At 71.3% G+C, this 26,448-nt stretch carries 22 protein-coding genes and 1 pseudogene; 18 read left to right on the top strand and 5 right to left on the bottom strand.

All coding sequences use genetic code 11. The features are described 5' to 3' along the window. Nucleotides 1-121: 121 nt before the first annotated feature. The 14 genes from FJ694_RS28490 to rocF all read left to right on the top strand — a co-directional run bounded on the left by FJ694_RS28490 (nt 122) and on the right by rocF (nt 13,461). Nucleotides 122-1,369: a tyrosine-type recombinase/integrase gene (locus FJ694_RS28490; protein WP_157270925.1), complete on the top strand. Its 1,248-nt coding sequence runs from the start codon at nt 122-124 to the stop codon at nt 1,367-1,369. Nucleotides 1,370-1,472: 103 nt separating this feature from the next. Then, complete coding sequence (locus tag FJ694_RS28485; protein WP_157270924.1) at nt 1,473-2,204, top strand: hypothetical protein; 732 nt, start codon at nt 1,473-1,475, stop codon at nt 2,202-2,204. A gap of 58 nt (nt 2,205-2,262) precedes the next feature. Then, nucleotides 2,263-2,547 (top strand): helix-turn-helix transcriptional regulator, encoded by a 285-nt coding sequence (locus tag FJ694_RS28480; protein ID WP_310735072.1) that lies wholly within the window; start codon nt 2,263-2,265, stop codon nt 2,545-2,547. A gap of 203 nt (nt 2,548-2,750) precedes the next feature. Then, on the top strand, nt 2,751-3,224 hold the full coding sequence (locus tag FJ694_RS28475) for a CHC2 zinc finger domain-containing protein (RefSeq protein ID WP_157270923.1): 474 nt from the start codon (nt 2,751-2,753) through the stop codon (nt 3,222-3,224). Next, a complete protein-coding gene (locus FJ694_RS28470) occupies nt 3,221-4,792 on the top strand; it encodes a YfjI family protein (RefSeq protein ID WP_198321045.1) in 1,572 nt (523 codons plus the stop codon). The genes FJ694_RS28475 and FJ694_RS28470 overlap by 4 nt, the downstream gene beginning before the upstream one ends. A gap of 616 nt (nt 4,793-5,408) precedes the next feature. Continuing rightward, complete coding sequence (locus FJ694_RS28465; protein ID WP_157270921.1) at nt 5,409-5,852, top strand: single-stranded DNA-binding protein; 444 nt, start codon at nt 5,409-5,411, stop codon at nt 5,850-5,852. Beyond that, nucleotides 5,849-6,511, top strand: a complete 663-nt coding sequence (locus FJ694_RS28460; protein ID WP_157270920.1) for a hypothetical protein — start codon at nt 5,849-5,851, stop codon at nt 6,509-6,511. Before FJ694_RS28465 ends, FJ694_RS28460 begins: the two co-directional genes overlap by 4 nt. After that, the gene (locus tag FJ694_RS28455; protein WP_157270919.1) at nt 6,508-6,738 is read left to right on the top strand and encodes a hypothetical protein; all 231 of its coding nucleotides are present in this window, start codon (nt 6,508-6,510) and stop codon (nt 6,736-6,738) included. The genes FJ694_RS28460 and FJ694_RS28455 overlap by 4 nt, the downstream gene beginning before the upstream one ends. A 479-nt stretch (nt 6,739-7,217) precedes the next feature. Next, nucleotides 7,218-7,487 carry a hypothetical protein gene (locus FJ694_RS28450; protein ID WP_157270918.1) on the top strand — a complete coding sequence of 90 codons (270 nt, stop codon included), beginning with the start codon at nt 7,218-7,220 and terminating at the stop codon, nt 7,485-7,487. Nucleotides 7,488-7,777: 290 nt separating this feature from the next. Continuing rightward, nucleotides 7,778-9,016: a GGDEF domain-containing protein gene (locus FJ694_RS28445; protein WP_157270917.1), complete on the top strand. Its 1,239-nt coding sequence runs from the start codon at nt 7,778-7,780 to the stop codon at nt 9,014-9,016. Between the two features lie 190 nt (nt 9,017-9,206). After that, nucleotides 9,207-10,640 carry a S41 family peptidase gene (locus FJ694_RS28440; protein WP_157270916.1) on the top strand — a complete coding sequence of 478 codons (1,434 nt, stop codon included), beginning with the start codon at nt 9,207-9,209 and terminating at the stop codon, nt 10,638-10,640. A gap of 100 nt (nt 10,641-10,740) precedes the next feature. Further along, nucleotides 10,741-11,508 carry a HesA/MoeB/ThiF family protein gene (locus tag FJ694_RS28435; RefSeq protein WP_157270915.1) on the top strand — a complete coding sequence of 256 codons (768 nt, stop codon included), beginning with the start codon at nt 10,741-10,743 and terminating at the stop codon, nt 11,506-11,508. Between the two features lie 56 nt (nt 11,509-11,564). Beyond that, the gene (locus tag FJ694_RS28430) at nt 11,565-12,467 is read left to right on the top strand and encodes an LOG family protein (RefSeq protein WP_157270914.1); all 903 of its coding nucleotides are present in this window, start codon (nt 11,565-11,567) and stop codon (nt 12,465-12,467) included. Nucleotides 12,468-12,537: 70 nt separating this feature from the next. After that, a complete protein-coding gene (gene rocF, locus FJ694_RS28425) occupies nt 12,538-13,461 on the top strand; it encodes an arginase (protein ID WP_157270913.1) in 924 nt (307 codons plus the stop codon). Nucleotides 13,462-13,518: 57 nt separating this feature from the next. Here rocF and FJ694_RS28420 read toward each other — a convergent pair whose 3' ends face one another. The 3 genes from FJ694_RS28420 to FJ694_RS28410 form a co-directional block, all read right to left on the bottom strand. Beyond that, entirely contained in the window at nt 13,519-15,234 is a 1,716-nt protein-coding gene (locus FJ694_RS28420) for a Na/Pi cotransporter family protein (RefSeq protein WP_157270912.1), read from the bottom strand. 149 nt (nt 15,235-15,383) lie between these two features. Then, a complete protein-coding gene (locus FJ694_RS28415) occupies nt 15,384-15,914 on the bottom strand; it encodes a thermonuclease family protein (protein WP_232540263.1) in 531 nt (176 codons plus the stop codon). After that, nucleotides 15,911-18,748: a CHASE domain-containing protein gene (locus tag FJ694_RS28410; RefSeq protein ID WP_198321044.1), complete on the bottom strand. Its 2,838-nt coding sequence runs from the start codon at nt 18,746-18,748 to the stop codon at nt 15,911-15,913. The genes FJ694_RS28415 and FJ694_RS28410 overlap by 4 nt, the downstream gene beginning before the upstream one ends. A gap of 217 nt (nt 18,749-18,965) precedes the next feature. Here FJ694_RS28410 and FJ694_RS28405 point away from each other — a divergent pair, with 217 nt between their 5' ends. Beyond that, entirely contained in the window at nt 18,966-21,170 is a 2,205-nt protein-coding gene (locus FJ694_RS28405; RefSeq protein ID WP_157270910.1) for a putative bifunctional diguanylate cyclase/phosphodiesterase, read from the top strand. A 475-nt stretch (nt 21,171-21,645) separates the two neighbouring features. Next, nucleotides 21,646-21,783: a hypothetical protein gene (locus FJ694_RS28400; protein ID WP_157270909.1), complete on the top strand. Its 138-nt coding sequence runs from the start codon at nt 21,646-21,648 to the stop codon at nt 21,781-21,783. A gap of 208 nt (nt 21,784-21,991) precedes the next feature. Here FJ694_RS28400 and FJ694_RS28395 read toward each other — a convergent pair whose 3' ends face one another. Continuing rightward, entirely contained in the window at nt 21,992-24,463 is a 2,472-nt protein-coding gene (locus FJ694_RS28395) for a ligase-associated DNA damage response DEXH box helicase (protein ID WP_157270908.1), read from the bottom strand. A gap of 157 nt (nt 24,464-24,620) precedes the next feature. Between FJ694_RS28395 and FJ694_RS28390 the strand changes: the two genes are divergently transcribed. Beyond that, on the top strand, nt 24,621-25,295 hold the full coding sequence (locus FJ694_RS28390; RefSeq protein WP_157270907.1) for a lectin: 675 nt from the start codon (nt 24,621-24,623) through the stop codon (nt 25,293-25,295). Between the two features lie 33 nt (nt 25,296-25,328). On the opposite strand, the gene FJ694_RS28385 is transcribed toward FJ694_RS28390, so the two are convergent. After that, nucleotides 25,329-25,757 carry a response regulator gene (locus tag FJ694_RS28385; protein WP_198321043.1) on the bottom strand — a complete coding sequence of 143 codons (429 nt, stop codon included), beginning with the start codon at nt 25,755-25,757 and terminating at the stop codon, nt 25,329-25,331. Nucleotides 25,758-26,104: 347 nt separating this feature from the next. Between FJ694_RS28385 and FJ694_RS28380 the strand changes: the two are divergent. After that, nucleotides 26,105-26,448 (top strand): annotated as a pseudogene (locus FJ694_RS28380) (hypothetical protein); the annotation flags it as partial.

Genomic DNA, 26,448 nt, shown 5'->3' with positions numbered 1-26,448 from the left:
CCCATGCAGCGCGTCCCAAGTAGGGGAACAAGTAGGGGAACAGGCCCCGGACTAGGGACAAAAGTAGGGGAACAGCCGGGACACGGCCGACCGCTGCAGGGACAAAGTAGGGGAACGGACCATGCTGACCGACGCTGATTGCCGCAATGCCACCTGCCCGCCTGACAAGCCGCGCGCCCGCTTAGCCGACAGCGGCGGTCTTTATTTGGAGGTGGCGCGCAGCGGCGGGAAGCGGTGGTTCTGGAAGTTCTACCCGGACGGAAAGAAGGAATCCCGGCTGGCGCTGGGCAGCTATCCCGAGGTGGGGCTGAAGGCAGCGCGCGCGGCCCGCGATGAGGCGCGCAAGCTGCACAAGGCCGGGACCAATCCCGTGCAGAAGCGCCAGGCCGACAAGGCGACGGCGGCCGAGAGCAACGCAACGACCTTCGAAGCGGTGGCGCGCGAATTCCACGCCACGAAGCGCGAGGGCTGGAGCGACAGCCACGCCCGCCAGTGGCTGCGCTGCAGTGAGAAAGACCTGTTCCCCGCGCTGGGGACGCTGCCGCTCGACAAGATCAAGGCCCCTGCCCTGCGCGCGGTGCTCACCAAGGTGCAGGCCCGCGGCGCAATGCAACTGGCGCACGACCTGCGCGAGTTCGCAGGCCAGGTGTTCAAACACGGCATCGCCACCGGGCGGTGCGAGAGCAACCCGGCCGCGGCGCTGGCCGGCACGCTGAAGCCGGTGCAGGTGCGCCACATGGCCGCGATCCTGGAGCCGGCGAAGGTGGGCGAGCTGCTGCGCGACATTGACGGCTACGGCGGGCAGCCCGCCACGCGCGCGGCGCTGCTGCTGGCCGCGCTGCTGTTCCAGCGGCCGGGGAACATCCGGTGCATGGAGTGGGCGCACATCGACATGGAGGCGGCGCTGTGGACCATCCCGGCCGCGGCGATGAAGCGGCGTAAGCACGCCAAGGCCAACGGCCGGCCGCATCTGGTGCCGCTGTCCCGGCAGGCGCTGGCGCTGCTGGCCGAGATGCAGCCGCTGAGCGCGCACCGTGGCCCCTACGTGTTCCCTTCCCTGCTGAGTGCGCAGCGGCCCATGAGCGACAACACCATGAGGAACGCCCTGCGCCGGCTGGGCTACAGCAACGAGGAACAGACCGTCCACGGCTTCCGGGCCATGGCGCGCACTCTCATTGCTGAGCGGCTGCCGGGCATCCCAGCTGACGTGGTGGAGGCCCAGCTTGCGCACGGCAAGACGGGGCCGCTGGGCATGGCCTATGACCGGGCCGAGTTCATGGACCAGCGCCGGCAAACGATGCAGGCATGGGCCGACTACTTGGACCGGCTGCGCGAAGGCGCCAAGGTGGTGCCGCTGCGGGCTGCCTGAGTTGAGTTCCGGCCGCGCCTACTCCGACGGGAGGACAACCGGGTTCCCTTGCCCGGCTGGCGCGGCCTTCTCTCAAGGGTGGCGCCGGAGGGGGCGCGCAAACATGGGAAATGGGGAAAAAGGCACCAGCAGGATTCCAGCTATTGCATGGAAACTGCTAGCTACAGAACGCGCCACCGTGGCGGCAGAACTGCGATGGCTGGCAGAACGCTCGTTGCAGTGTTTAAGCGCAGGAATCAATAGGGAGGACTGGAGGCCAGCGGAACCGCCCGAGCTGCCTGATGGCAGCCCATTCGCTAAAGCAGTAGCTAGAGCGGCAAGGGCGCGGTGGCAGGCCGAATTCCAAGCGGAGAACGATCCTGCACCCGAAGCTCCAAAGCATCCCGACCTCTTTGAGGGGATGGCAGCTGAGTTGTTCTGCTTACTGGACACCCTGCAGGAATTGGCAGTGTTCAACGACAAATGGGCGCACGACTACAGGCAAGCTGCCTTGCACCCGCGCATTGGCCGCCCAGCCAAACCCATCACAAACACAGCAGGCTTGAACCCACTAGCTGCGTTGGCCGGGATCAAGATGAAGCTGCGCAAGCGCCCGGGGCGGCCATCAACATGGGGAATCTCAGGCGCCGAAATATATGGGCTTGTGGCTGATCATCACAGGCTTGCGGCCGAGCATCGCGCGCCAGCGAAGTCTGACCGTGGGATTCTGCGCGAGTGGGTTGTGGCAAAGCGGCTTGCGCATAACAGGCGCACCGTAGGGATTGAAGTTGATCGGGAGGTGAGCAACCTTCAAAAGATGCTTGCACGGTATCGGCGGAGTATTCGCAAACCCTAGCGAAAGTCGCTTCTTATTCGCATGAATTTCGGAATGTAAAAGTCCCGAACATGGCTTCATGTCTTTTACCCATGAGGCCTCAATGCATCCTAAGCCTTCCTATGTAGCGTCGCTTAAGCCGCACCAGCATCGTCAACCCATACAGGCCGCAGAGAATCCAGACGCCCTGCTGACGTTGCAGACCGTTGTTGCCATCACAGGCCTGTCCACTTCGAGTATCTACCGCAAGCTATCCGGCGACTTCCCGCAGCCGATCCGCATGGGCGCACGCTGCACCCGGTGGAGGGCAGCGGACGTGACCGCCTGGCTTCGTAAGCAAGCCGCACAGGCCAAAGCCGCCTAGAGAGGTGCTGATGCTGAAGCAGCAACGCCCTAGAAGCGGCGGAGCCCCGACCGCGGCAACGGTTCGAGGCTCCAAGGATCAACAACGACAACAGCGCCATTTTGCGGACGCCAAGCCAGCCCGACAACCCGGACACCAGCGCCAGCCGCGACAAGCCCTCAGCGAGATACGCAACGTCCTGCAGCGTGTGAGGGGGTGGCGCCATGGGTGAATTCATCCGGGACCGCCTGCCTGATCCCGCTGACTACTTCGAGGGGCAAGGCTTGGTGCTCATAGGCCGCGGCAAGTGGCGCACGGCACGCTGCGACTTCCACGGCGGCAGCGACAGCCTGCGCATCAACACCGAGTCCGGCGGCTGGTGCTGCATGGCCTGTGGGGCCCATGGCGGCGACGTGCTGGCCTTCCACATGCAAGCCCGAGGCCTGGAGTTCGTGGAAGCTGCGCGCGAGTTGGGCGCCTACGTGGAGGGCAACAAGCCGCACCGCAGCCCTGCAAAGCCTGCCGGCCTGTCGCCTCGCATGGCATTGGAGGTGCTGGCCTTCGAGGCGCTAACGGTGGCCGTAGCAGCGGGCAACCTGGCGCAAGGCGTGGCGCTGACCGATAACGACCGGCAGCGCCTGACGCTGGCCGCGGGCCGCATCAACCTGCTGGCCGAAGGAGTGCTGTTATGCGCTTGAGCCATCAACAACGAGAGCAGGCCGCGGCGGTGCTGGATTCACGACTGGCCGTCGGCCCGGCGCCTGTGCTGCGCATCAAACCTGATGCGGTGGACACCAAAGCCAGCCCGCTGCCGCTGCCATCCGAGCTGCTGCCTGTGCAAGCGCTGCCCTTCGAGGCGCTGCCTGACGCAATCCGGCCATGGGTGCTGGACGTGGGCGAGCGCATGCAATGCCCGCCCGACTTCGTGGCCGTGCCGCTGCTAGTGGCGGTGGCGTCCATGGTGGGCCGCAAGCTCACCTTCAAACCGCAGGCGCGCACTGACTGGACTGAGCGGGGCAACCTGTGGGGCCTGATCGTGGGCCGGCCTGGCGTGATGAAGTCCCCGGCGATGGCGCAGGCGCTGGCGCCGCTGGCCCGCCTGGAGGCACAAGCCGGGGAACAGCACGGCGCGGCGCTGGCCGACTTCGAGGCCCAACAGCGGGCTGAGGAGCTGCGCGCCAAGGTCAACATCAAGCAGGCCGAGGGGCTGCTGAAGAGGAACCCAGGCGCGGACGTAGCGCACCTGCTGGCCGCTTCCGATCTGCAGCGGCCGGCGCGCCGCCGCTTCCTGGTCAATGACTTGACCTATGAGGCGCTGGGCGCGGTGCTAGCGGAGAACCCTGACGGCGTGCTGCTGCTGCGCGATGAGCTGCGCGGCCTGCTGGTGGCGTTGGGCAAGGAGGACAACGCCACGGCGCGCGCCTTCTACCTGCAAGCCTGGAGCGGAGGCCGGTACACCTTCGACCGCATCGGACGCGGCACCGTGACGATTCCGGATGCGCGGCTTTCCATCGTGGGCGCGATCCAGCCCGGCCCGCTGGCGCAGTTTATCCGGACGGCGCAGCGCGGCGGCGCTGGGGATGACGGACTACTGCAGCGGTTCCTGATCTGCTGGCCGGACCAGCCCGGCGAGTGGCGCGACGCCGACACGGCGCCAGACAGCAGCGCCCGGCGCGCGGTTCATGCGCTGTTTGACCGCATCGAGGGCCTGCAGCCGCAGGACATGGACGCCCAGCAGGACACGGACTTTCGCGGCGAGCCCGAGGGCCTGCCCTTCGTCCGCTTCACGGATGAGGCGCGAGAGCTGTTCCTGCAATGGCGCGGCGAGCTGGAACGCAAGCTGCGCGGTAACGACACGGCGCCCGCGGTGGAAGCGGCGCTGTCCAAGTTCCGCAAGCACGTCCCGGCGCTGGCGCTGGCGCTGCATGTAGCCGATGAGGGCGCGGGCGCGGTGGGGCTGCAGGCGACAGCGCGCGCGCTGGACCTGGCGGGCTACTTCGAGAGTCACCTGATGCGCGCCTACGCCAGCGGTGCACAGGCCACAGTGCAGGCGGCACGGGCCATCCTGCATAAGCTCGACGCGGGCAAGCTCGACGCGGCCGGCTTCACAGCGCGCGACGTGTACCGGGCTGCGTGGTCCGGCCTGACAGACCGCGACTTGGTGGCCGAGGCGCTGGACATGCTGGCCGCGCACCGGCACCTGTCCGAGCTGACGGTGGACACGGGCGGCCGGCCGCAGGTGGTTTACAGCCGGGGGCGCCGCTGATGGGCCGCTGGATGGACGCGGCACAGGCCGCGAATTCTCAAAAGCGCCCGGGGGCGGTACTGACAAAACCGCCAAAAGCTCCCGACGCCCCCCTTTTGGCAGTTTTGGCAGTACCCGACCCGGGCGCTTTCGTGAAAACGAGGGCCGCTAACGATCAGGCGCCCGCTGTCCCCACCCCGGCGAGCTGCGCCACCTGTGCGCACCGGACCCGGGCCGGCGTGTGCGGCGATCCGGTGGCCGCTGGCCCGGTGGTGTTCTGCGACACGGTGGCCGATGGCGGCGCGAGCTGCAGCGCCTGGCGGGCTGGGCCGGTGGCTTGGCGTGGACAGCCGGGGACGCCGACCGACCGCGGCGCGGTGCTGACCGGCGATGACGGGGCCGGCCTGGTGCTGTGCGTGGACTGCGGGCACTGGCGCCCCGGGCGCTGCCGCAATCACATGGCGGCTGGGCTGGTGGGCTTCGAGCTGGCCGCGGGCTGGCATGAGCTGCCGCAGCGGTGCGCGGGCTTCAGGAAGGCGCGGCGGCCCGAGGCAGGGCCGATGCATGGGCACGCAACGGAAGGCGCGCCATGGGCCGATTCCTGGCCTGCGCGGGGCATCGTGGAAGGAGAGCGGACGTGATCGAGGGACTGATTGCAGGGAAGGTGTACGGCCGGCCCGAGCAGCGCACCGGCAAGAGCGGTCGAGGCTTCGTGACGGCAAAGGTACGCGCCGCGGCCGGCGACGGCGAAGGCGTGTTCATCAACGTGCTGGCCTTCAGTGAGTCGGCACAGGCCGCGCTGCTGGCGCTGGGCGACGGTGACGCGGTAAGCCTGGCCGGCACGCTGACGCCGAAGGCATGGACCGACAAGGAGGGCAACGCGCGCCCGGCGCTCGACCTAGTGGCCGCGCAGGTGCTCACGACCTACCACCTGAAGCGCAAGCGCGAGGCCGTGGCCGCCGCTGGTGAGCAACACCAGCAGCAGCGCAGGGACGGGCCGCCGCCGACCTGGCCGCAGCGCACGCTGGCGCAAGCCGACTTCCCCGAGGACGACACCTGGCTGCAAGGAGGCTGCGCATGACGACCAAGACCCGGACCAAGAAGGCCGCCACGCCCGCCCCGGCACCGGCGACGGACGCCGACAAGCGCAACACGCTGCGCGTCGAGGACGACGGCAAGAAGCCCATGGAGCAGCTGCGCGCCGACCTGGCCGCCGATGGGATGGTGGCGAACGCGGCAATCCTGGCGAGCTTCTCCAAGCCGATCACGGGCGAGCTGGGCCTAACCGAGAGCCTGAAGGCGCTGCGAACCCGGGCCGACACCGTGCACGGTGGCGACCTCAAGCCGGTCGAGGACATGCTGATGTCTCAGGCCGCCACGCTCAACGCGCTGTTCTGCGAGATGGCGCGGCGGGCCGGCTTGAACATGGGCGAATACCTCGACGCCACCGAGACGTACATGCGCATGGCGCTCAAGGCGCAGGCGCAGTGCCGCGCGACGCTGGAGACGCTGGCCGAGGTGAAGAACCCGCGCGCCGTGGCCTTCGTGCGTCAGACCAACGTGGCGCACGGGCCGCAGCAGGTGAACAACGGCGCCAGCCCGGCCCCCTCGCCTGCGCGCACGAAAGAACCAGCCGGCGTGACAAACGGACTATTGCCCGCCCCTGCGCCTGGTGGTGGCCCCGTGGTGGACATGGCGGGCGCTGCAAGCCGCGGCGAGCCGCAGGAGGTGCCCCGGTGAAGGCTGACAAGGCGAACGGCTGGACACCCGAGCGCCGGGCGAAACAGGCCGAGGCAATCCGCGCATGGCGCCCATGGGAGAAGTCCACCGGACCGACCACGCTCGAAGGCAAGGCCACGGCATCGCGCAACGCTTTCAAGGGCGGACACCGTGCGGAGCTGCGCGAGTTGGTGCGCTTGGTCAATGAGCACGTGCGTGAGGCGCGCGAGCTGATGCGCCGACTGTGACGAAGTAGCCAGCGCCCGCATTTCGGAACGCATCGCGCGCGTGCGCGAGCAGAACGCATTGCGCCAGCAAGGTTCAGGCAAGGGTGTGACGCCCACAACGGCGCCTGAGTCTGAGCCGTACGCTCGCTTACAAAGTCATGTCTGCGTCAGGCAGATGCATGGAAATCGGTCTTGCGCGAAGCACGAAGACCGCACAGGACGGTGACGCGGCGCATGAGTAATTCATGTCGCCGAAATTGGGGAGGACGAATGCTGAAACGACTTGCGCTGGTGCTGTGGTGGTGGGGCGCCTTGGTGGGCGTACTTATGGGGCTACTAGCCTGTGGCGGAGCCTTCAGCAACGTGGCAGAGGCTCACGGAATCCTGCTTGCGCTAATCGCAGCAGTGGCCGCGGGTCCTGCTGCCGCAGTGGCGTTCGCTGCTCTCCCTTGGTGGGCAGCCGCCTTCGTACTTGGGGGCAGCTTTTGGAAGCCGCCGCGATGAGCCGAACCAATGACACTGAAACGGCTGTTGTCGTGCTTGTGCTGGTCACGGTCTTGATCTGGATTTATCAGGGGTATGTGTGGCTATCAACGGGCATGTGGCAGAGCCTGGACTTGCTGACCGCCCTTGCTTGGGTCGGCGGACCTATGGTGACAAATTGGGTTGTGTGGCCGCAGACGTGGCAAGGCTTGCACAAGCTGTTGGGGTGGATACCAATTTCAGTGCTTCCGCTGGCCTTTGCTGTTGCTGTGGCTGCCGGTGAGTGATCTGTGCAGCGGTGCGCAGACGGGTTTCCTGGCTGCGGTGTGGGCCGGCCGCCACAGGCCCGGCGAGGGGGTACCGCTTCAAAAGTAGGGGAACAAATCGGGGAACAGACCGCACGCCAGCGCCAGCCATCCCCTTACTCATCAACAACTTAGGCGCTGGATTCAATCCCTGTCGGCGACCAGCTTTCTCCCTTTGTCTGCCCGCCTCGCCGGCGCCGTTGCAAACCCGGTGCAACCGGCCGCAACAACCGCTTACTTCACCACCCAAGCTGCGGGCCGAAAGCGGGGCCATGGAACCTCCTCCTGCTCTCCCGCTTGCGAGCGCCGCTCCAGGCGAGGCCGTGGCGCGGCCCAGCGTGTTCCGCCGCTTCGAGCGGCTGCAGCGGCTGGGGCTGACCGGCTTCGTCGCGCTGTTCCTGGTGCTGACGCTGCTGGCGGTCGTCCAGGGCACGCGGCTGACGCAGGCGATGCAGGCACACGGCGAAACACAGGCGCTGGTGGGCGACATCAACCGGCTGCGCGGGCGGCTGCTCGACGTGGAGGACGCGCTGCGCGTCTACCAGACCACGGACTCTCCCGGGCTGCTGCTGCAGCGCCTGCGCTGCGAGCCGCCCTGCCCGAGCACCGCGGCGCTGCGCGCGCACGTCGACACGCCGGCGCAGCAGGCCCTCTTTGCCCGGCTGGCCGACTGGGAGACGACCCTGCAGCCGCTGCTGCGCCAGGCCCTGGACGGCGGTCCGGCCACGGCACCACTGCCGCTGCCGGCCATCGCCGAGATGCGCCGGCTGCTGCTGCAGGCCGAGGAAGCCGAGCTCGCCACGCTGCGCTGGCACGACGAGACGCGGCGCCTGCAGGCGCTGCACCTGCAGGCCATGCTGGGCGCGACGCTGCTGCTGGCGCTGGCCGGCGCGGCACTGCTGCAGCGGCGCACGCGCGAGCTGGTGCAGGCCGGGCTGCGCACGGAAGCGGCACTGGAGGAGGCGTCGCTGCGCGATCCGCTCACCGGCGCTTACAACCGCCGCGCGCTCGACCTGCATCTGGCGCAGCGCTTGCACGAGGCGCAGCGCCGCGGCGAGCCGCTGGCGCTGCTGGCGCTGGACCTGGACGGCTTCAAGGGCGTCAACGACCGCCACGGCCACGCCGCCGGCGACGCGGCGCTGCGCGAGCTGGCCGCGCGCATGCACGGCGTGCTGGGCGAGGCCGACCTCGTCACGCGCCCGGGCGGCGACGAGTTCGTGATCGCGCTGGCGGCAGCGCAGGACGAGGACGGCGCGCGCGCTGCGGCGCAGCGGCTGCTGCAGGCGCTGTCGGCGCCGCTGACGCTGCCCGGCGGCGCGCCGGCGCGGCTGGGGGCGTCCATCGGCGTGGCGCTGTTCCCGCGCGACGGCCACAGTGCGCAGGCGCTGCTGGACGCCGCCGACGCCGCGGCCTACGCGGCCAAGCGCGGCGGCAAGAACCGGGTCTGCATGGCTGGCACCGCGGCAGCGCCGTTCGAGGCCGCGGCGCCGCTCCTGCGCCGGGTGTGCTGAGCTTTCCCGGGGCCGATCCAGCGATCGGCCGGGCCGTCGCGCCAGGCCTGCCCTGGCGCCAGCGCGGCGTGAAATCAGGTTGAAAAAGTCCGCGCCGCACGCCAACTTATGGCCCTGTGGCCCGTGGTCCGCAGGGGGCCAAACGTATACTGCCCCGGCTCTTGCTTCATCTTGCTGGAAAGCTTTTCACATGGGTGCCAAATTGAAAGTTGCCGGCCTTGTGGCCATTGGCGCCGTGGCGGGCGCGCTCACCACGATGCAGCTGCAGGCGGTGGCGCGCAGTGCCACCTCGCCGCTGCCGCTGGAGGAGCTGCAGCAGCTCGCGGCCGTGTTCGGCATCGTCAAGAGCGACTACGTCGAGCAGGTGGACGAGAAGAAGCTGCTCACCGATGCCATCGCCGGCATGGTCGCCGGGCTCGACCCGCACAGCCAGTATTTCGACAAGAAAAGCTTCAAGGAATTCCGCGAAGGCACCAGCGGCCGCTTCGTGGGCGTGGGCATCGAGATCGGCATGGAGGACGGGCTGGTCAAGGTGGTGTCGCCCATCGAGGGCTCGCCGGCCTTCCGCGCCGGGCTCAAGGCCGGCGACCTGATCACGAAGATCGACGACACCGCCGTCAAGGGCCTGACCATGGACCAGGCCGTCAAGCGCATGCGCGGCGAGCCCAGCACCAAGGTGCAGCTCACCGTGTTCCGCAAGACCGAGAGCCGCACCTTCCCGGTGACGATCACGCGCGAGGAGATCCGCGTGCAGAGCGTGCGTGCCAAGGTGGTGGAGCCCGGCTACGCGTGGCTGCGCGTGAGCCAGTTCCAGGACCGCACGGTCGAGGACTTCGTGCGCAAGGTCGAGGACATCTACAAGCAGGAGCCCAACCTCAAGGGCCTGGTGCTGGACCTGCGCAACGACCCGGGCGGGCTGCTCGAAGGCGCGGTGGCGATCTCCGCGGCCTTCCTGCCCGCCGACGTGGTGGTTGTCTCCACCAACGGCCAGCTGCCCGACTCCAAGGCGACCTTCAAGGCCACGCCGGAGTTCTACCAGCGCCGCGGCGGCCCCGACCCGCTCAAGCGGCTGCCCGACGCCCTCAAGAAGGTCCCGATGGTGGTGCTGGTCAACGAGGGCTCGGCCTCGGCCAGCGAGATCGTGGCCGGCGCGCTGCAGGACCACAAGCGCGCCGTGATCATGGGCGCGCAGACCTTCGGCAAGGGCTCGGTGCAGACGGTGCGCCCGCTCACGCAGGACACCGCGCTCAAGCTCACCACCGCGCGCTACTACACGCCCAACGGGCGCTCGATCCAGGCCAAGGGCATCGTGCCCGACGTGTGGCTCGACGAGACCGCCGAGGGCAACGTCTTCGCCGCGCTGCGCATGCGCGAGGCCGACCTCGACAAGCACCTGGTGCAGGGCGAGGAAAAGCGCGACGCGGCGCGCGAGAAGGCCCGCGAGGAAGCGCGCCAGAAGCTCGAGGAGCAGCTGGCCAAGCGCGCGGAGCCGCCCAAGCCGCTGCCCGAGTTCGGCAGCGCCGAGGACTTCCAGCTGGGGCAGGCGCTCAACCGGCTCAAGAACAAGCCGGTCATGGTCAGCAAGACGATGAGCGAGCGCAAGCCCGAGAGCGAGACCAACTGAAGCCCGCGCGGGTCCCGGCGCCACGCCGCCGGGGCCACCCTGCCCGACGAAGCCCGCCGCGCGCGGGCTTCGTGCCTTTCGGGGCGGCTATGCTGACGCGATGAACGACGACCAGCTGCTGCGCTACTCGCGCCACATCCTGCTCAACGAACTCGGCGTCGAAGGCCAGCAGAAGCTGCTCGACGGCCGCGCCCTGGTCATCGGCGCCGGCGGACTCGGCTCGCCCGTGGCGCTGTACCTGGGCACCGCGGGGCTGGGCCAGATCACGCTGGTGGACCACGACACCGTGGACGTGACCAACCTGCAGCGCCAGATCGCCCACGACATGGCGCACGTGGGCCGGCCCAAGGTGCTCTCCGCCGCGGCCAGCATCCATGCCATGAACCCGGAGGCGCGCGTCATCACGCTGCAGGAGAAGGCCGACGCGCAGCGCCTGGACGCGCTGGTGGCCGAGGCCGACGTGGTGCTCGACTGCAGCGACAACTTCAAGACGCGCCACGCCGTCAACGCCGCCTGCGTGCGCCACGGCCGCCCGCTCGTGTCGGGCGCGGCCATCGGCTTCGACGGCCAGATCGCCGTCTACGACAGCCGCGACCCCGAGGCCCCCTGCTACGCCTGCGTGTTCCCGCCCGAATCCGGCGTGGAGGAAGTGCGCTGCGCCACCATGGGCGTGTTCGCGCCGCTGGTGGGCATCATCGGCAGCATGCAGGCGGCCGAGGCCCTGAAGCTGCTTGCCGGCGTGGGCGCCTCGCTGGCCGGGCGGCTGCAGATGCTCGACGCGCGCAGCATGGAGTGGACCGAGATCCGCATCGGCCGCGCCGCCCACTGTCCCGTGTGCGCCGGGCACCGGGCCCCGGCCGCGCGCTGACACCGGCTGCGCGCCCGCCGCCCTTTCCCTTTTCTCCCAAGGACAACGCCGTATCCATGGAAAAGCGCCCCGACCTGACCGCCCGCAACTTCCCCACCGCCGAGGAAGAAGCGCTGTCCGTACAAGAAGCGTCGCGCTACGCCGGCCCCGAGAGCGCGTACCGGCTGGCCTTCACCGACCCTGCCTTCCTGCTGCGTGAGGAGCTGCGCCCGGTGCGCATGCAGCTGGAGCTGCTCAAGCCCGAGCTGGTGCAGCGCGAGCAGGGCATCGAGTCCACCATCGTCATCTTCGGCAGCGCGCGCGTGCTGCCGCCGGAGGAGGCGCAGCTGCGGCTGGAGGCCGCGCGCGGCCTGGGCGAGCCCGTGGCGCTCAAGCGCGCCGAGATGGCCATGCTGATGAGCCGCTTCTACGACGAGGCGCGGCGCTTCGCGGCGCTGGTGACCACGCGCTCGCGCTCGCACGACACGCCGATCTACGTCGTCACCGGCGGCGGCCCCGGCGTGATGGAGGCCGGCAACCGCGGCGCCTTCGAGGTGGACGGCAAGAGCGTCGGCCTGAACATCGTGCTGCCGCACGAGCAGGCGCCCAACCCCTACATCACGCCGGAGCTGTGCTTCCAGTTCCACTACTTCGCGCTGCGCAAGATGCACTTCCTGATGCGCAGCATCGCGCTGGTGTGCTTCCCCGGGGGTTTCGGCACGCTCGACGAGCTGTTCGAGGTGCTCACGCTGATCCAGACCGGCAAGTCGCGCCCGCGCCCGGTGCTGCTGTTCGGGCGCGAGTTCTGGACCAGGCTCCTGAACTTCGACTGGCTGGTGGAGACCGGGATGATCAGCCCCGGCGATGTCAACCTGTTCCACTTCGTCGAGACCGCCGAGGAGGCCTGGGAGCGGCTCACCGAGATCTACGGCTTCGACGCGCCGGTGACGCAGACCGGCGAGTACGCCGACGACGTCTGAACCCCCGGCACGGCTCCTGCCCCGCAACGTTCCGCCATCCCGACCCCACTTCTGCCCGGAGGAGCCGCGCATGAACCGCAACGTCAGCCTCATCGGCGCGCCCACCGACGTGGGCGCCGGCGCCCGTGGCGCCAGCATGGGCCCGGAGGCGCTGCGCGTGGCGCGCATCGGCCCGATGCTGGGCGAGCTGGGCGTGGACGTGCTCGACCGCGGCAACCTCGGCGGCCCGGCCAACCCCTGGCTGCCGCCGGTCGAGGGCTACCGCCACTTCGACGAGGTGCTGGCCTGGAACCGCGCCGTGCACGAGGCGGTGTACGCGGAGCTGCAGGGCGGGCGCTTTCCCATCCTGCTGGGCGGCGACCACTGCCTGGGCCTGGGCTCCATCAGCGCCGTGGCGCGCCACTGCCGCGAGGCCGGCAAGAAGCTGCGCGTGCTGTGGCTGGACGCGCACGCCGACTTCAACACCGACCAGATCACGCCCAGCGGGAACATCCACGGCATGCCCGTGGCCTGCCTGTGCGGCTACGGCCCGCAGCCCCTGGTGGAGATCGGCGGCCACGTGCCGGCGGTCAGCCCCAAGTGGGTCAAGCAGATCGGCATCCGCAGCGTCGATGCCGGCGAGAAGCAGCTGCTGCACGACGCCGGGCTGGAGGTGTTCGACATGCGCTACATCGACGAGATGGGCATGCGCCACACCATGGAGCTGGCGCTGGCCACGCTGGACGCGCACACCCACCTGCACGTGAGCTTCGACGTGGACTTCCTCGACCCGTCCTTCGCGCCGGGCGTGGGCACCACCGTCATGGGCGGCCCGACCTACCGCGAGGCGCAGCTGTGCATGGAGATGATCGCCGACACCGGGCGCCTGGCCTCGCTCGACGTGATGGAGCTCAACCCGGCGCTGGACGTGCGCAACCGCACCGCCGAGATCGCCGTGGACATGGTGCAGAGCCTCTTTGGCAAGAGCACGCTGGTGCGGCGCGCGGTGCGCTGAAGCCCGCACCGCCCACCCCGCTGCGAGCGGGTTGAGGGCGCAACCCGCGCCCTGCCCTCAAACGTCCTTGACCTGCTGCAGCGGCGTGGTCGTGGCCGTGGCGGCGCCGCTGCTGGTGCTGGTGCCGGTGACGGCGCCGCTGCGCAGCCGCGTGCTGGCCAGCGCGCCGGCGGACTCCAGGATCGGGTAGGCGATGGAGCAGATGTGCGAGTTGATGCGCTTCAGGTCGCTGATGAGGTCCAGGTGCAGGCTGCTGGTCTCGATGCTGTGGGGCGTGTTGGCCTGCAGCCGCACGATGTGGCTGGCCGCGTACTCGTGCTCCAGGGTGCGGAAGCGCGCCTTCTCCTCCAGCAGCTTCTGCGCGTCGTGCACGTTGCCGTCGAGGAACACGCTCATCCCGAGGCGCAGGTTCTGCAGCAGCCGCTGGTGCAGGTGCACGATCTCGGCCAGGCCGGCGTCGGAGAGGCGGCGCTTCTTGCGGATCTTCTTGTCCTCGATGTCCTGGAGCACGCGCTCGATGATGTCGCCGATCTGCTCCATGTTGATGGTGAAGGAGACGATGTCGGTCCAGCGCCGGCCCTCGCGCTCGGACAGCGCCTCGCGCGAGATCTGCGTCAGGTAGAACTTGATGGCCGAGTAGAGCGCGTCCACCGTGTCGTCCATCTTGCGCAGCTGCTGCGCCAGCGCCAGGTCGTCGTGGCGCAGCACGGGCTCGATGCCGCGCAGCATGGTCTCGACGATGTCGGCCTGGTGCAACGCCTCGCGCGCGGCGCAGCTGATGGCCAGCGACGGCGTCTCCAGCGCCATCGGGTCCAGGTGCTGCGGGCGCGCCGGCGCCAGCGGCGCCGGCGGCTCGGTGAGCCAGCGCTCCAGCCAGCTGGCCAGCAGCGTCGTGGCGCCCACCAGCAGCAGCGCCAGCGCCGCGTTGAAGCCCAGGTGGAACAGCACCACCTGGCGCGCCACCGAGGGCGCGGAGTGCTCCAGCATGAGGTGGATCTGCGGCAGCAGCGGCATCGCCACCACGCAGCCCGCGACCTTGAACAGCAGGTTGCCCACCGGCAGCCGCCGCGTGGCCACCGAGCCGCGCAGCGTGGACAGCACGCCCAGCACGCCGCTGCCCAGGTTGGCCCCCAGCACCAGCCCCAGCGCCACCGTGGGCGCGATCAGCCCCTGCGCCGCCAGCGCGGCCGTGAGCAGCACGATGGCCAGGCTGGAGTACGACATCACCGCCAGCACCGCGCCCACGAGCAGCTGCGGCACCACCTTCTGCGGCAGCGAGGTCAGCAGCGTGCGCACCACCGGCGAGGCCACCAGCGGGTGCGTGCTCTCCATGATCAGGTGCAGCGCCAGCGTGATCAGGCCCAGCCCGATGAGCACGCGCCCGAAGCGCCCGACGGGGCTCTTCTCGCGCGAGATGAACATCACCACGCCGACGAAGATCAGCAGCGGCGACAGCCACGACAGGTCGAAGGAGAAGACCACCGCCATCAGGCTGGAGCCCACGTCGGCGCCCAGCATCACCGCCAGCGCCGCCGAGGTCGGCACCAGCTGCCGCGCGACGAAGGAGGCCATGAGCATGCAGGTGGCCGTGCCCGACTGCAGCAGCATCGTCACGCCCATGCCCGCCAGCAGCGCCGAGGGCCGCGAGCCCATGCCGCGCGCCAGCACGTGCCGCAGGTTCTCTCCGAACATGCGCAGCACCCCGGTGCGCACGATGAACGTGCCCCACACCAGCAGGGCGATGGCGGCCAGCAGATTCAGCAACTCGGTCATTGACTACTTCTTCCGGACTCTCCCGGGCGGCGCTGCCCTCCACCCCTCGCGGCGCGCGTCCTGATCCGGAGTCCGAGCGAGAAGCATGCCCGACCCGTCGGTCGGCGAACATCCGGGTTTGTGGAGTGGCGCAGCCCGGGGGCTTGACGTCAGCGCGCGGCGCAGGGGCCGTGCCGGCGCCGGAACTCGCGCGGATGCAGCGCGGCGCGGTCCGCGTGCAGCCCCAGGCCGAGCGCGCGCGCGGCGCGCTCCTGCGCCGCATAGGGGCCGGGACGGCGGCGCCAGCCGTCGTTCCAGGCCGCGCCCTCGCGCACCAGGCGCTCGCCCAGGTCCTGGCCCTGGGCGTCGTGCAGCCGCACCAGCAGCCGCCCGTAGTCGTCGCGGGTGATCACACGCGCGCGCAGCTCGCGCCCGCGCACGAGGGCCTGCAGCGCGGCGCGCGCCTGCGGTCCCCAGGCTTGGCACAACTCCGGTGCATCGAGCCCCTGCAGCCGCAGCTTCAGCGGCCGGCCGCCGCCGCGCGGTGCCAGCCACAGCGTGTCGCCGTCGGCCACGCGGGTGACGCGGCCGTGCAACTCGGCCGGCGCACGGGCCGGCGCGCTGCCGGCGGCCCCCAGCAGCAGCGCCGCGGCCAGCAGCACCGCCCAGGGCCGGCGCGGACGGCGGCCACGCGGCTTCACGGCACGGCCGCCGGCGTCTCCCGCGCCAGCCCCAGCTGCTCGTCGAGCCCGCCCAGGAAGCTCTGCACCTCGATGGGCTTGCTCCAGAACGCGTCGAAGCCGGCGGCACGCGCGCGCTCGACGTTCTCGGGCATGGCGTCAGCCGTCAGCGCCACGCAGCGCAGGCCACGCGTGGCCGGGTCGGCGCGCAGCCGCGCCAGCACCTCGTAGCCGCTCATGTCGGGCAGGTTCAGGTCGATGAGCACCAGCGCCGGGCGCTCGCGCCGGGCCAGCACCAGCCCCGTGGCCCCGTCCTCGGCCAGCCGCAGCGTGCACTGCGGCCGCAGCCCCAGCACGTGCTGCATCAGCAGCGCGTTGACCGGCTCGTCCTCGATGTAGAGCACCAGCGCGGCAGCGTCGCGTGGCCGCGGCGCCGCTGCCACGTCCGCCGCGGGCGGCGGCGCCGCGGCCGCAACCGGGCTCCATCCGGGCACCTGCCACGTGCGCAGCCCCTCGCCCGACCCCTGCGTGGACTGCGCGGCCTGGGCGCCCGCTCCGGCGCGGGCGGCCGGGGCCGGCGGCGTCCCGCCCGGCGCGGGCCCGGCCGCCGATTCCAGGGCAGCGCTCCCGGACGCCGGCGCGTCCGCGTCCGCGGCGCGCGGCAGCTCCAGCACGAACACGCTGCCGCCCTGCTCGCGCCGGCGCGCGCGCAGGCTGCCCTGCATGAGCTGCGCCAGCCGCTGCGCGATGACCAGGCCCAGCCCGGAGCCCTCGATGCCGCTGCGCTCCGCGCCCAGCCGGTTGAAGGGTTGGAAGAGCTGCGCCAGCTGCGCGTCGCTCAGCCCCACGCCGCAGTCCTCGACGGCGATGGCCAGGCGCCCCGGCCCGGCGTCACGCGCCGTCAGCCGCACCCAGCCGTCGCGGCGGTTGTACTTGACGGCATTGCTCAGCAGGTTGAGCAGCACCTCGCGCAGCCGCGTCGCGTCGGCCTGCACCGCCGCGCCCGCCTCGGCGCCGAGCGCCACTTCCATGCGCACCCCGGCGGCGCGTGCCTGCGGCTCCAGCGCCTGCAGGCAGGCCTGCGCCAGCGGCGCCAGCGCCACCGGGCCCAGCGCCAGGCGCAGGCTGCCGGACTCGATGCCGGTGAGGTCGAGCATCTCGTTGATCATGGCCAGCAGGTGCTCGCCGGCGTCCTGGATGCGCTGCAGCCGCTGGCGCTGCGGCGCTGCCAGCGGCTCGCGCGCGTCGAGCCGCATCATCTGCGCGAAGCCCAGGATGGCGTTGAGCGGCGTGCGCAGCTCGTGGCTGGTGCGCGCCAGGAACTCGCTCTTGGCGCGGCTGGCGCGCTCGGCCGCCTCGCGCGCGGCGCGGTCCTCCTCGGCATGCTTGCGCTCGCTGATGTCGAGGTTGGTGCCGGCCATGCGCAGCGGCCGGCCCTGCGCGTCGCGCTCGACCACGCGCCCGGCATCGAGCACCCAGCGCCAGGGGCCGGTGCCAGAGCCTACGCGGTACTCGGCCACGTAGGCAGGGCTGCGGCCTTCCAGGTGCGCGTCCAGCGCGGCCTGCATCGCCGCGCGGTCCTGCGGGTGGATCAGCCCCTTCCAGGTCGCCACGCTGGGCAGCAGGTCCGACGCGGCACAGCCGCGCATGGCCAGCCAGCGCGTGTTCCAGGCCAGGGTGCCGCTGGCGACGTCCCAGTCCCACAGTCCCAGGTCGGCGCCGTCCAGCGCCAGCTCCAGCCGCTGCTCGCTGGCCTTGAGCGCGGCATTGGCCTCGGCCAGCTCGGCGGTGCGCGCCGCCACGCGCTCGGCCAGTTCCTCGCGCACGCGCTGCTGCAGCCCCAACAGCCGCCACAGCAGCACGCTCGCCAGCGCGCCGCCCAGCAGCACCAGCCATGCCGCCAGGTCCGGCACGCCGCTGCCGGCGCGGTGCAACTGCAGCAGCCAGACGCGGTCGCCCACGGGCAGCCGCAGCGAGTACACCAGGCCCGGCTCCGCGGCGGCCTCCGACGCGCGGCCCGGCACGCTGTCGTGCAGCAGCTGCCCGGGCACCGGCGCCGCGGCCGCCACTTCCTCCCAGCCCAGGTCGTACAGGCGCAGGTCGAGCTGCTGCAGCAGCTCCGCGCCCACGGTGGCCTCCAGGAACTGGCCCACGCTCATCACCACCGTCACCGCGCCCAGGAAGGCCTCGCGGCGCTGCGACACCGTCTCCAGCGGCGCCAGCGGCCGGTACACCGGCGCGCGCAGCACGAAGCCCGGCTGCGCGCGCTGGGTGCGCTGCAGGCGCGGCCAGCTCGTGGTGGTGATGCGGCCGCTGTCGCGCGCGCGCTCCAGCGCCAGGCGCCGCTGCGGCATCGTGGCCACGTCCAGTCCGAACGAGGACTCGTTGCCCGCCATGGGCTCGATGTAGTCGATCACGTGGTAGTCCAGGCGCTCGCCCGGCGGGTGCACGGTGAAGTCCGGGTAGCCCTGCGGCCGCACGCTGGTGTCGGCGCGCACCATGGCCTCGAAGGCTTCCTTCTCCGGCCCCGGCACCCAGCGCACGAACTGCAGCGCCAGGAAGCCCGGGTGGCGCTGCGGCAGCGCCAGTTGCCGGGCATGGCGGGCGAACTCGTCGCGCGTGACCGTGTCCGAGGCCGCGAACAGCCCCTGCACGCCATGCAGCACCTCGACCCAGCCCTCGATGCGCCGCCCCACCAGGTCGCCCACGATGCGCGCGCGCGACTCGAACTCCTGCTGCACCCGGGTGCGCGCCGCGTCGTGCACGTACCAGGCCGCGCCCGCGCTCAGCCCCAGTCCGAGCATGAGCACCAGGGACGCGGTCGAGGGTGGGCGGCGGGAGGCGATGGCAGCCATGGGAAACGGCGGCGCCATCGGCGCTGGCGCCAAAATCCGGTGACAAGTCCCTACCTTAAACCGGGGCTTGCGCTTTTGCACCGGCGGCCTTCCCTAGCGTGACATTTGTCCCGCCCGCGCCACACCCGCGTCGGGGCGCGGCTCAAGCCCTGTGGCACGGTGCCGTATCTAGCGAGTCAGCGTACTGCCTGCCCGCTTCAGCCCGCCTCCTTCCCGCATGTCCCCTGACTTCCTGCTGGCCCCCCAGCGCTACGACCTGCCCATCGTGGCGCTGTCGGTGCTGATCGCCTGCTTCTCCGTCTACGTCACGCTGGACCTCGTGCGCCGCGGCCGCGGTGCGGACCGCACCGCCGCGGCCTTCTGGGGACTGGCCGGCGGCCTGGTGCTGGGCACGGGCGTGTGGGCGATGCATTTCGAGGGGATGCTGGCGCTGCGCCTGCCCATGGCGGTGGGCTACGAGCCCGGGCGCACGCTGCTGTCGTGGCTGGTGGCGGTGAGCACGGCGTCGTGGGCGCTGCACCTGGTGCTGCGCCCGCGCCTGACCTGGGGCATCGCCCTGGGCGGCGGGCCGGCGCTGGGCGCGGGGGTGTGCGCCATGCATTTCACGGGCATGGCGGCGCTGCAGCTGGAGCCGGGCGTCCACTGGAACGTCGCCCTGGTGGCCGCCGCGGGGCTGCTGGCCTGCGCGGTGTGCGCGGCCGGGCTGGTGCTGTGCTTCGCGGTGCAGCAGCTGCAGCGGCCCTGGATCGGGGCGGGCCAGGGCGCGGCGGCGCTGGTGATCGGCCTGGGCCTGGCCGGCGTGCACTACACGGCCATGGCGGCGGCGGGCTTCCCGCTGGAGGCGCTGTGCCTGAGCGCCAACGGCCTGGACGGCAGCAGCCTGGGCGCGCTGGTGGCCGTGGCCACGGCGGTGCTGCTGGTCATGGGCATGCTGGCCTCGGCGCTGGAGGAGCGCATCCAGGCCCGCGCGCGCGGCCTGGCGCAGTCGCTGCAGCAGGCCAATGCGCAGCTGGAACGGGCCGATGCCGAGCGCCGCCGCCAGGCGCTGCAGGATCCGCTCACCGGCGTGGCCAACCTGGCGCTGTTCGAGAACCGCCTGGCGCTGGCCATGGCGCGCGCGCAGCGCCACCAGGCCGCTCCGGTGCCCGGCGCCTGGGGTGTGGCCGTGCTGTGCGTGGACGTGGACGGCTTCAAGCCCGTCAACGACGGCTGGGGCCACGCCAGCGGCGACGAGCTGCTGCGCCAGATCGCCGCACGCCTGGCCGCGCTGGCGCGCGACGTGGACACCGTGGCGCGCGTGGGCAGCGACGAGTTCGTGCTGCTGCTGGAGGAGCTGTCCTCGCTCGACGAGGCCGTGGCCGTGGCGCGGCGCGTGCTGCACGCCGTGGCGCAGCCCTTCACGCTGCCGCAGCGCCGGCTCACCATCTCCTGCTCCGTGGGCATCGCCATGGCGCCGGGCCACGGCGACGCGGCGCGGCTGTTTGCCTGCGCCGAGACCGCCATGCGCAGTGCCAAGGCCGGCGGCGGCGGGGGCTGGGCGGTGTTCGAGGCGGCCCGGCACCCGGGCCTGTTCGACGTGGCGGAGCTGCAGCACGCGCTGCGCGCCGCCCTGGGCACGCCGCAGCTGCAGCTGCACTTCCAGCCCAAGGTGGACGCCGGCAGCGCGGCCCTGGCGGGCGTGGAGGCGCTGCTGCGCTGGACGCACCCGGTGCGCGGCCCCATCAGCCCGGCCGAGTTCATCCCGGTGGCCGAGCGCTGCGGCCTGATCGTGCCGCTGGGCGACTGGGTGCTCGACGCCGCCTGCGCCCAGATCGCCGCCTGGGCCGCGCGCGGCTGCGCCGTGCCGGTGGCCGTGAACTTCTCGGGCCACCAGCTGCGCCAGCCCGACATGGCCGAGCGCGTGGAGCGCACGCTACGGCGCCACGGCGTGCCGGCCGCGCTGCTGGTGTGCGAGGTGACGGAATCGGTGGCCATGGAGCACGGCGGGACGGCGCAGCGCGTGCTGGCCGAGCTGCGCGCGCTGGGCGTGAAGCTGTCCATCGACGACTTCGGCACCGGCTACTCCAGCCTGGCCAGCCTGCGCCAACTCCAGGTGCAGGAGCTCAAGATCGACCGCGGCTTCGTGCGCGACCTGGCCACCGACCCCGACGCCCGCGCCGTGGTCGATGCCGTGGTGCGCTTGGCCCACGCGCTGGGGCTGGTGGTGGTGGCCGAGGGCGTGGAGACGGCCGAGCAGCGGCACGTGCTGCTGGCCCTGGGCTGCGACCAGCTGCAGGGCTACCACTTCGCCCGCCCGATGCCCGCGCCGGCGCTCGAAGCCGCCGGCCTGGTGGCCGCGGCGCAGCCGTTGCGTGAACTGCTTCACGCCCCGCTCCATGCCGTGCCGGCCCCCCCTCCCAAACCGGCGCGCCAAGGCGCATAAATACACCCACGGCGGCGACACACACCCACCGCCGCCGAGCAGCAGGAAATAGACCGTTGGAAAGGAGGCTTTCAAACGATGACAGCTGACAAGGCGACCCTTCCCTCTCCGGCCGAGAAATAGTCCAAGCTCCCTCCAGGGCCAGGTTTCCATATTCTCGACCGCCACACGACGGTTCACCGGGCCTGCGAAGACGAATATCCGGCGCGTGTCGAATGGCGTTTCCTTCTGACGCCGGCATTCTCGACAGCATCACGGGGCATACCACCCCGACGCATTTTCGGATATCGGCCTTCGCCAGTCCGGTGACATTTCCATTTGAACGGCGCCTGCGGGCGCCGTTTTTGTTTTTCGTGCAGCAATCCACGCCTGACACAAAATCCAGACAATAGACCCTGGCACAAACCCTGACCAAGCCGCATAAACGGGGGCATCACCACCAACCCGAACCGCCGCCGCGCCGTGTGGACTTGCCATGAAAAGCTATGTCATAGCGCTCGCCATTTCCCTGGCTGTTGCCAACAACATTGGCACCGCCCTGGGCGCGGCCGTGAATTCGATGTACAGCGACCTCGTGGTGAAGTTGGAGCGGGTGCAGGGGATGGTGCGCTGACTCCCGCTTCCTTTGTTCTTGAAATTAAAACCGTTCGCCCTGATACGGGCGTACTCATCCGCCGGACAACCCTTTTCCGTTCGCCCTGAGGTATCGAAGGGTGGACGGCCCGCACCGTGGTGCGGGCATTCGAGCCTGTCGGATTCGGCCTTCAATACCTTGGGACGGACGGAATACTTTACCCACTGGAACAGAACCGGAATAAACCTCACGGTTCCACGGCATCCCCCACGATCCGCGCCAGCCTTTCTCCCAGCTTTTCCGTGCTCAATTGCTCGCGCCAGCGCTCCACCATCAGCGGCACGGCAAACGGCCCGGGTTGATCCAAATCCACCAATACGGCCCGCTGCGCCGACAATCTTTGCAGCGTCCGCTCCAGCCGCCCGATTTCCAGTTCCTGCGCCAGCGCCTCGTTCCGGGCCTGCGCCAAAAGCAGATTGTCCGGGTCGTATTGCCGGAACACGTCGAAGAACAGCCCGCTCGACGCCTGCAATTGCCGCGCACTTTTCGCCGCGCCGGGATAGCCGCCGAACACCAGCCCGGCCACGCGCGCAATTTCCCGGAAGCGCCGCTGCGCCAGCTGGCGCGCGTCCAGGCTGGCCAGCAGATCGGCTTCCAGCCGCTCGCTGCGGAACACCGAGCCGTCCAGCAGCGGGGCCATATCCACCGGCAAGGCCGACAGCAATTCCAGCCCGTGGTCGTTCACCGCCAGTGAAAAGGTATTGGACTTCACTTGCGCCAGCCGCCACGCCAGCAATCCCGCCAAGCCCAGGTGCACCGGGCCGCCGGCAAAGGGATAAATCCAGAGATGGTGCCCTTCGCGCGACTTGTGGCGCTCCACCAGTAATTCATCCGGCCCGGGCAGGCGCGACAGGCGGGCCTGCAGTTCCAGCATCGGCCGCGCCGCGCGCAGTTCCGGCTCCCCGAATTTCCCTTGCGCCGCCTCGTGCAGCAATGCCCGCAGCGCCCCGGACAACTCGTCGGACAGTGCCATGCGGTTCCCGGACCAGACCGGGATACGCCCGCTCTTCTTGCTCGCCCGCGTGACGTAGGCCGTGAGTTCGCGCACGCGCACGAATTCCAACAAACGCCCACCGAACCAGAAGCAGTCCCCCGGCGCCAGGCGCGCAATGAAACTCTCGTCCACCGTGCCCAGCGCGCTGCCGCTCACCATCTGCAGCCGCATCGTGGTCTCGGAGACGATGGTGCCGACCTGCAGCCGGTGCCGGTGCGCGATGGCGCGGTTGGTGACGCGGAACCGGCCGTCCACCACCTGCAGCCGGTGGTACTCGGGATAGGCCGCGAGACTGGCGCCGCCCTGCCCCGCGAAGGCCAGCGCCCAGTCGAACTCCGCGCGCGTGAGCGCGGCGTAGGCCGGCGCGCCGCGCACCTCCTCGAACATGGCCGGCGCGCCCCAGCCGCCGCCGGGCAGCGCCTCGGCCTCGAAGCCGCCGCCCAGTGCGCAGGTCACCAGGTGCTGCACCAGCACGTCCATGGGCTTTGCCGGGCTGCGCCGCGGCTCGACCGCGCCGGCCTCGGCCGCGCGGCGCAGGGCCGCGGCCTCCAGCAGCTCGAACAGCTGCGTGGGCACCAGCGTGGCGCGGCTGGCCCGGCCCGGCGCGTGGCCGGAGCGCCCGGCGCGCTGCAGCAGCCGCGCCACGCCCTTGGGGCTGCCGATCTGCAGCACGCGCTCCACGGGCAGGAAATCCACGCCCAGGTCCAGCGAGGACGTCGCCACCACCGCCTTGAGCCGCCCGTCCTTGAGGCCCTGCTCCACCCACTCGCGCAACGAGCGGTCCAGCGAGCCGTGGTGCAGCGCGATCAGCCCGGCCCAGTCCGGGCGCGCCTCCAGCAGGCGCTGGTACCAGACCTCGCTTTGCGCGCGCACGTTGGTGAAGACCAGCGAGGTGGCGGCGGCGTCGATCTCGCGCACCACCGCGGGCAGCATCTGCACGCCCAGCTGCCCGGGCCAGGAAAAGCGCGCCGGCCCGGGCGGCAGCAGCGTGTCCACGGTCAGCTTCTTGGCGATGCGCCCTTGCACCAGCCGCCCGCCGCCGGGGCCGGCGAGGGTTTCCAGGGCCTCCTCCAGGTTGCCCAGCGTCGCGCTCAGGCCCCAGGTGACCAGCCCCGGGTTCCACCTTCGCAGCCGCGCCAGCGCCAGCTGCACCTGCACGCCGCGCTTGCTGCCGATGAGCTCGTGCCACTCGTCCACCACCACGGTGTGCACGGCGCCCAGCTCGGCGCGGGCGTCGGCGCGCGTGAGCAGCAGGCTCAGCGACTCCGGCGTGGTCACCAGCGCCTGCGGGCGCTGCCGCTCCTGGCGCTGGCGCTCGGCGCTCGTGGTGTCGCCCGTGCGCTGCGCCAGCGCGAAGCCCGGCGCCACCCCGGGCAGCGGCCGCGCCAGCGCGCGCGCCGTGTCGGCGGCCAGCGCGCGCATCGGCGTGATCCACAGCACCTGCAGCCCCTGGGCCGCCGTGCGCCGCGCCAGCGCGCCCAGCCACACCGCGTAGGTCTTGCCGGAGCCGGTGGTGGCGTGCAGCAGGCCGCTCTCGCCCGCGGCCATCGCCGCCCAGACCTCGCGCTGGAACGGGAACGGCGTCCAGCCCTGGGCCGCGAACCAGGCTTCGGCGGCCGGGTCGGCGGGCGTCTTGCGGCGGGCCGCCGGGCGGACGGAGCTCATGGCAGTCGGCGGGAGCGGTGGAATTCAGGGATGCGGGCGCGAAGCGCGCGCGGGCCTGCAGCGTATACGGCCGGCAAACCCCGGGCGCCGCCCATGGCGGTGCGCCCGCGGCTGCGCCAGCATCGCTGGTCCCTCAACGCCGAAGAAGGAGTGCCTCATGCGTGTCCTGTTCCCCGTGCTGCTGGGCGCCGCCCTGCTGTCCGCCTGTGCCCAGTCGCCGCGGCCCGGCGGCGGCGGCAGTGCCGGCTCGCCGATGACCTTCTTCGTCACCAGCACCGGGCTGGGCCGCGGCGCCGACCTGGGCGGCCTGGCCGGCGCCGACCGCCACTGCCAGGCGCTGGCCGAGGACGTGAAGGCCGGCAACCGCAACTGGCGCGCCTACCTCAGCACCAGCGCCGCGCCGGGGCAGCCGGCCGTCAACGCGCGCGACCGCATCGGCCCCGGCCCGTGGCGCAACGCCAAGGGCGTGGTCATCGCCGAGAACGTGGCGCAGCTGCACAGTGCGAACAACAACCTCAACAAGCAGACCGCGCTCACCGAGAAGGGCGACGTGGTCAACGGCCGCGGCGACACGCCCAACCTGCACGACGTGCTCACCGGCACGCAGGCCGACGGCACCGCCTTCCCCGCCAGCGGCAACGACATGACCTGCCGCAACTGGACCCACAGCGGCGAGGGTGCGGCCATGGTCGGCCACCACGACCGCATCGGCCTCAACGACAGCGCCGAGGCCAGGTCCTGGAACGCCTCGCACCCGAGCCGCGGCTGCAGCCAGGACGCGCTCAAGGCCACCGGCGGCGCGGGGCTGCTCTACTGCTTCGCGGCGCAATAGCGGGCTGAAGCGGCGCGAAGCGCGGCGCCGCGCTCAGGCCGGGCGGGCGTGTCCCGGGAAGTCCGCGACCAGCTTCTCCAGCGCCACCACGTCCACCGGCTTGACCAGGTGGGCATCGAACCCGGCATCGGCCGAGCGCTGGCGGTCGGCGGCCTGGCCCCAGCCGGTGACGGCCACCAGCAGCGACTGCGCCGCCCAGGGCTGCTGGCGGATGCGGCGGCAGGCCTCGCAGCCGTCCAGGCCCGGCAGGCCCAGGTCCAGCAGCAGCACCTCGGGCCGCAGCTGCGCCGCCAGCTCCACGGCCTGCAGCCCGTCATAGGCGGTGTGCGCCTCATGGCCGTTGAGCTGCAGCAGCATCGCCAGGCTGTCGGCGCTGTCGGCGTTGTCGTCCACGATCAGGATGCGCCGCCCGCTCGGGGCGGCGCCGCCGTCGTGCGCGGGCGGGAAAGCGTCTGGGGACATCGGTACGTCGGGGGAGTTGAGCATGGCGGGCGCGGCCGGGGACGCCGCGAAAAAAAGCGTTCGAAGCATTCTGGGCGGCCGACGCAGATGGGGCCACCGGGACAACTGACAAGGCCTGCGTGCCGTCCTTGGACCCCGGCCCGGCGCCAGGGTTCACCGGGCGGGACGCCGCGAGCGGCACCCGGCGCCACTATCCCATGCCCGAGGCAGGGCTTCAGCGTTGCGGCTGCATCCATTGGCGCCGAGTGCTGCGTACCAGCGGGATGTCCTGACACCCCTGGGGAAACCGCATGCTTCCACCTGCACCGCATTCGTTCCGCGGCCGCGCCGAAGCCCCGGGAGCGCCCGTGCCCGTCCCGCTCGCCTGCAACGGCGCCCACGAGCCGCGGCGACGGTTGAATGCGCTGCTGCTGGCGCTGGCCGGTGCGGTGGTGGCGACCGCCGTCCCTGCCATGCCCCTGGCGCCGGGCAGCGACGCGGAGGTGATCGAGCGCCTGCCGCCGCGCCTGCTGCCGCGCAATGCGGCGTCCGCGCCGGTGCCCGACCCGGCGCAGGCGGCCCGGGCGGCGCGCGAGCTGATCGGGGCGGCCCGCGCCGCCGGCGACCCGCGCCCGGCCGGCCAGGCGCTGGCGCTGCTGGCGCCGTGGCGCGACGCACCCGACGCGCCGCCGGAGGTGGCGCTGCTGCTGGC

Source organism: Azohydromonas aeria (assembly GCF_009760915.1).
Taxonomy (GTDB): Bacteria; Pseudomonadota; Gammaproteobacteria; order Burkholderiales; family Burkholderiaceae_C; genus Azohydromonas; species Azohydromonas aeria.
The sequence above is the reverse complement of the archived record's forward strand: the minus strand, read 5'-3'. Positions and strand labels throughout refer to the sequence as shown.